The sequence below is a fragment of the Acidimicrobiales bacterium genome (genome assembly GCA_036399815.1).
Lineage (GTDB): Bacteria > Actinomycetota > Acidimicrobiia > Acidimicrobiales > DASWMK01 > DASWMK01.
The window spans coordinates 1-5,278 of record DASWMK010000056.1; the positions used below are offsets into that span (position 1 = coordinate 1).

General features: G+C 75.8%; 5 protein-coding genes. 2 read left to right on the forward strand and 3 right to left on the reverse strand.

Annotated features, from left to right (window positions below; translation table 11 throughout):
• Nucleotides 1-143 precede the first annotated feature (143 nt).
• A complete protein-coding gene (locus VGB14_04190) occupies nucleotides 144-653 on the reverse strand; it encodes a hypothetical protein (protein HEX9992109.1) in 510 nt (169 codons plus the stop codon).
• Between the two features lie 108 nt (nucleotides 654-761).
• Here VGB14_04190 and VGB14_04195 point away from each other — a divergent pair, with 108 nt between their 5' ends.
• Nucleotides 762-1,676: an aminoglycoside phosphotransferase family protein gene (locus VGB14_04195; protein ID HEX9992110.1), complete on the forward strand. Its 915-nt coding sequence runs from the start codon at nucleotides 762-764 to the stop codon at nucleotides 1,674-1,676.
• Nucleotides 1,677-1,682: 6 nt separating this feature from the next.
• Here the strand turns inward: VGB14_04195 and VGB14_04200 are convergent, their stop codons facing one another.
• A complete protein-coding gene (locus tag VGB14_04200) occupies nucleotides 1,683-3,299 on the reverse strand; it encodes an amidohydrolase family protein (GenBank protein ID HEX9992111.1) in 1,617 nt (538 codons plus the stop codon).
• 81 nt (nucleotides 3,300-3,380) lie between these two features.
• Between VGB14_04200 and VGB14_04205 the strand changes: the two genes are divergently transcribed.
• On the forward strand, nucleotides 3,381-4,958 hold the full coding sequence (locus VGB14_04205) for a peptide chain release factor 3 (protein ID HEX9992112.1): 1,578 nt from the start codon (nucleotides 3,381-3,383) through the stop codon (nucleotides 4,956-4,958).
• On the opposite strand, the gene VGB14_04210 is transcribed toward VGB14_04205, so the two are convergent.
• On the reverse strand, nucleotides 4,927-5,278 hold a 352-nt coding region (locus VGB14_04210; protein ID HEX9992113.1), incomplete at its 5' end, for a DUF1003 domain-containing protein. The two genes, VGB14_04205 and VGB14_04210, sit on opposite strands and share 32 nt — an antisense overlap.

Sequence of the window (5,278 nt, forward strand, 5' to 3'; positions counted from 1 at the left end):
TCGCGTCCGGGGGCCGGTTCGCGTCCGGGGGCCGGGCCGGGCTCGCCGAACGGCGGCGAAGGAGCCGTCCCCGTCGACGCTTGGGGGCGCGGCCGACGGGCGTCCGAGGGGGGCGCGGCCGGCGGCCGGCCGACGAGGCCCGGCTAGCAGAGCGACTCGGCCAGCGAGTCGAGGATGACCCCCCGGCTGGCCACGAGCGCGGCCTCCAGGCCCTGGCGGGCCTTCAGCTGGTCGAGCCGGGCCTCGTGGTCGCCGACCGGGGGCACGGGCTGGAGCTCGAGCCCGTTCAGCCCGGCCGTGGCCAGCGCCTCGACCGAGGAGGACACGTCGACGGCCTCCCGGAACGCGGCCTCCAGCCGGTCCCGCAGGTCGTCGTAGATCACGCCGTAGGGCGACGGCCGGGCGCCCGCGATGGCTCGCAGGGTGCACCCGCCGTCCAGCCCGCAGGTCCGGTACAGCCGCTCCGACAGCACCGCCCGCAGCACCTCGGTCTCGCGGACCCGGTCGAGCGCGATGCGGATCTCGGCCGCGGCGCGCGAGAGGAACCGCACGTCGCCGGCCACCAGCAGGTGGCGCATCGCCACCAACCGGAACAGCAGCAGCTCGAGCAGGCGGTGCTCCCGCCGCAACACGCCGACCAGCTCGTCGTCCATGCCACCTCCTGGCCCCCTCCATCGGCGGCTCCCAGCCGCCACTGAGGGTGGATCTGACCCGAGTCGGGGTCACGGCCGGTGACCGGTGCGCTGGGGCAGGCTGGGGGCGTGACGGGGACGCCGGACGGGGACGGGACGCCGCCCGCGCTCCTCGCCGTGGCCGCCGCCGGGGCCGCCGCCGGCTTCGATGCCGGCGGGGCGACCGTCCTCAAGGCGAGCGCCTCGGACGTCGTCCGCCTCCCGGTGACGGGCTGGCTGGCCAAGGTGGCGCCGGCCGGCCCGGGTGCCGGCGCGGCCCGCCGGGAGGTCGCCGTCGCCCGGGCGCTCGCCGCCGCCGGCGTCCCCGCGGTGCGCCTCGCCCCCGTGCCCGGCCAGCCGATCGAGGTGGCCGGCGCCGTCGTCACGGTGTGGGAGGACGCCGGCGTGCTGCCCGGCGAGCCCGACCCCGCCGACCTCGGCCGCCTCGCCCGCCGTCTCCACGACGCCACCGCCGGCGACCCGGCGATCGCCGGCCTGCCGCCCCTCGACCCGCTGGCCGCGGCCGCCGACCGGCTGGCCCAGGCCGAGGCGACCGCCGCCATCCCGGCCCGGGACGTCGCCTTGCTGTGGGACGTCCACGCCCGCCTGGCCGCCGACTGGGCCGCCCTGCCGCCGCCGCCGAGGCCGGCGCTGGCCCACGGCGACCTCCACCCCGCCAACGTCTTCCGCACCGCGGCCGGGCCGGTCCTCGCCGACCTCGAGCTCTCCGGCGTCGGCGACCCCGCCTACGACCTGGCGCCCTCGCTCGTCGCCGTCCGCCGCTACGGCCGCCCGCCGGCCCACCACGAGGCGTTCGCGGCGGCCTACGGCGCCGACGTCCGCGACCACCCCCACGTCGAGGTCCTCTGCGCCGTCTACGAGCTGTGGGTGACGGCCTGGGCCGTCGCCGCCGCGGCCGCCGGCCCCGACCTCGCGGCGGAGGCCGCCGTGCGGGTGGCGACGTGGCGGGGCGACCCGACCGCCCGCCCCTGGGTGCTGTCCTGACCGGCGCTAGGCCCGGTCGCTCACGTCGGCCTTGACCGGCTGGCCGGGGAGGGCGTCGCGCTTCACGCCGTCGGGGTCCTTCACCACCTGGCCCGACACCAGCACCCACGAGATGCCGGCCGACTCGGTGGCCGGCGCCTGCACGGTGGACCGGTCGGCCACGGTGGCCGGGTCGAAGATCGTGAGGTCGGCGTCGGCGCCGATCTGGAGCCGGCCCTTCCGCCGCAGGTCGGGCGCCTGGCCCTCCAGCCGGCGGGCGGGCAGGATCGTCATCTTGGCGAGGGCGTCCATCAGGTCGAGCACGCCCTCGTCCCGCACGTACTTCCCGAGCGTCCGGGCGAAGGTCCCGGCGGCCCGGGGGTGGTTGTTGTTGTCCGGCTCGCAGATGGCGTCGCTGCCGAGCATCACGAACGGCGACCCGAGGCAGGTGCGCACGTCCTCCTCGGGGATGGCGTAGGCGACGGCCAGCAGGTTCTCGGCCCGGTACTGCTGGAATGTCGCCTCGGTCAGCCGCTCGCCGGTGCCGGCGATCTCCAGGTCCTCGTAGGAGATGCGGAACCGCTCCTGCCAGCCGTCGTCGAAGCGGTGGGAGCCGAGGTAGGTGGCCCAGAAGTCGTAGGGGTACATGCAGGCGGTCACGTCGACGCCCTCCCGCTGGGCGGCGGCGAGGGTGGCGAGCGACTCCGCCATCGAGAACGTGCCGCCCGTGCTGATGATGTGCTCGACGTGGACCGCGCACCCGGTCTGGCGGGCCGTCCCGAGGATCTCGTTCAGGGTGTCGACGTTGGTGCCCGGCGGCGACATGTCCGAGTACCGGCCGTGGAACGTGAGCGGCACGTTCAGGCGGGCGCCGACCTGGCCGAGGGCGAGGATCTCGTTGGCGTCCACCCCGGGCGTGTACTCGGGCTCGAGGTCGATGCCGAGGTAGCCGTTGCGGATGTCCTCCTCTGCCAGCCGGGCCAGCTCGGCGATGGCCTCGGGCGACGCCGGGTCGTCGGCGCCCACGCCGAGCAGCCCCCTTGTGTACGGGTCGTCGAAGGCGCCGCCGAAGTGGCACGGCGAGCGGCCCGAGTAGGTGGCGAAGAAGTCGGCGGCCCGGAGGTTCAGCCCGTGCATGCCGAGGTTGGTGGTCACCCCGTCGGCCACCTTGAACCAGATGCCGTACTCGTTGGGCTCGTAGGACAGGAAGTCGATGAACCCGGGGGCGACGACCTGGTTGGCGGCGTCGACGGCGAAGGCGCCGGTGAGGGGCTGGTCGACCGAGATCAGGGTGACGGTGCCGCCGTCGATGCCGACGTCGGCGACGGCGTCGAACCCGCTCGCCGGGTCCATCACCCGCCCGCCCTTCAGGACGAGGTCGAAGGTGTGGTCGGCCGTCTGGGCCTGCGCCCCCTCGAGGGCGGGCGGCTCGCGCGGCGGCTCGGGCCGCACGTAGGAGCGGGCCTCGCCGGCGGCCGTGGTCGACGTGGTCGTGGGCCGGGACGCGGCGACGGGCGCCGACGCCGTCGACCGGCGGGGCAGCTTCGAGAGGATGGCGGCGTTGGCGCCGCCGAACACGAGGGTCAGGAGCAGCCTGCGGCGTTGCCGGCCGGCGGGACCGAGGCCGCCCTCGGGACCAGCCACGGCGCCCAACCTACCCGCCCGGGCACGACCGCCGGGCCCGCCGGGTTGCGGACGCGGCCCGCGTCCGGTTCCCTTTCCCGGGTGACCTCACCGGCCGCCGAGGCGGCCCGCCGCCGCACGTTCGCGATCATCAGCCACCCCGACGCGGGCAAGACCACGCTCACCGAGAAGTTCCTGCTCTACGGCGGCGCCGTCGGGCTGGCCGGCGCGGTCAAGGCCCGCTCGGGCGGGCGGACGGCGCGGTCGGACTGGATGGAGCTCGAGCGCCAGCGCGGCATCTCGATCACCTCGACCGTGCTCCAGTTCCCGTACCGGGGCCACGTGCTGAACCTGCTCGACACGCCCGGCCACCGCGACTTCTCCGAGGACACCTACCGGGTCCTCGCCGCCGCCGACGCGGCGATCATGGTCCTCGACGCGGCGAAGGGCATCGAGCCCCAGACCCGCAAGCTCTTCGAGGTCTGCCGCCAGCGGGGCCTGCCCCTGCTGACGTTCCTGAACAAGTGGGACCGGCCCGGCCGCCCCGGCCTGGAGCTGCTCGACGAGATCGAGGACCAGATCGGGGTGCGGCCCACGCCCGTCACCTGGCCGGTCGGCATCGCCGGCGACTTCCGGGGGGTGGTCGACCGGCGCCGGCCCGGGCAGTTCACCCGGTTCACCCGGACGGCGAGGGGGGCCAGCGAGGCGCCCGAGGAGGTCGTGGCCGCCGACCGGGCCGCCGTCGAGGAGGGCCGGGCGTGGGCCGACGCCGAGGAGGAGCTGGCCCTGCTGGCCGCCGTCGGCGCCGACCACGACCAGAAGTCGTTCCTCGCCGGGGAGACGTCGCCGGTGTTCGTCGGCTCGGCGCTCACCAACTTCGGCGTGCGACTGCTGCTCGACGCCGTCGTCGACCTCGCCCCGCCGCCCGCCCCCCGCCTCGACGCCGACGGCGTGCCCCGCCCGCTCGACGCCCCGTTCTCCGGGCTCGTCTTCAAGGTCCAGGCCAACATGGACCCGTCCCACCGCGACCGCCTCGCCGTCGTGCGCGTGTGCTCGGGGCGGTTCCGGCGGGGGATGGTCGTCACCCACGGGCCGACCGGCAAGCCGTTCGCCACGAAGTACGCCGCCACCCTGTTCGGCCAGGAGCGGGACACGGTCGAGGAGGCGTTCCCGGGCGACGTGGTCGGCCTGGTCAACGCGACCGACCTCCGGGTCGGCGACTCGCTCTACGAGGCCGCTCCGGTCACGTTCCCGACCATCCCGGCCTTCGCCCCCGAGCACTTCTCGGTGGCCCGCTCCCGGGACACGGCCAGGGTGAAGCAGTTCCGCAAGGGGATCGTCCAGCTGGGCGAGGAGGGCGTCGTCCAGGTGCTGCGCGACCCCGACCTCGGCGACCAGGCCCCCGTGCTGGCCGCCGTCGGCCCCATGCAGTTCGAGGTGGCGCTGCACCGCCTCACCCACGAGTTCGGCGCGTCGGTGGAGCTGCGGCCCACGGCCTACCGGGTCGCCAGGCGGACCGACGCCGAGAGCGCCGCCCGGCTGCGGTCGATGGCCGGCGTGGACGTGCTGACGAGGACCGACGGCGAGCTGCTGGCCCTGTTCGAGAGCCCCTACTGGCTGGAGCGGCTGGAGCGGGAGTCGCCCGAGCTCACCCTGGAGCGGCTGGTGGCCGAGGGCTGAGGCCCTCCTCCAGCCGGGCCATCGCCTGGCGCAGGTCGGCCAGCGCGTCCCGCAGGTCGTCGGTGGTCACCACGTCGGACAGGGCGAGGCGCACCGAGGCCAGCTCCCTGGCGATGAACTCGGCGTCGGCCTGGGTCCTCGCGCCGGTCTCCCGGTCGCGCTCCACCTCCACGCGGTCCCGGTCGGCCTGGCGGTTCTGGGCCAGCAGGATCAGCGGCGCCGCGTACGACGCCTGGAGGGACAGGGCCAGGGTGAGCAGGATGTACGGGTACGGGTCGAACCGCAGGCGGGGCATGGCGGTGTTGACGAGGAGCCACACC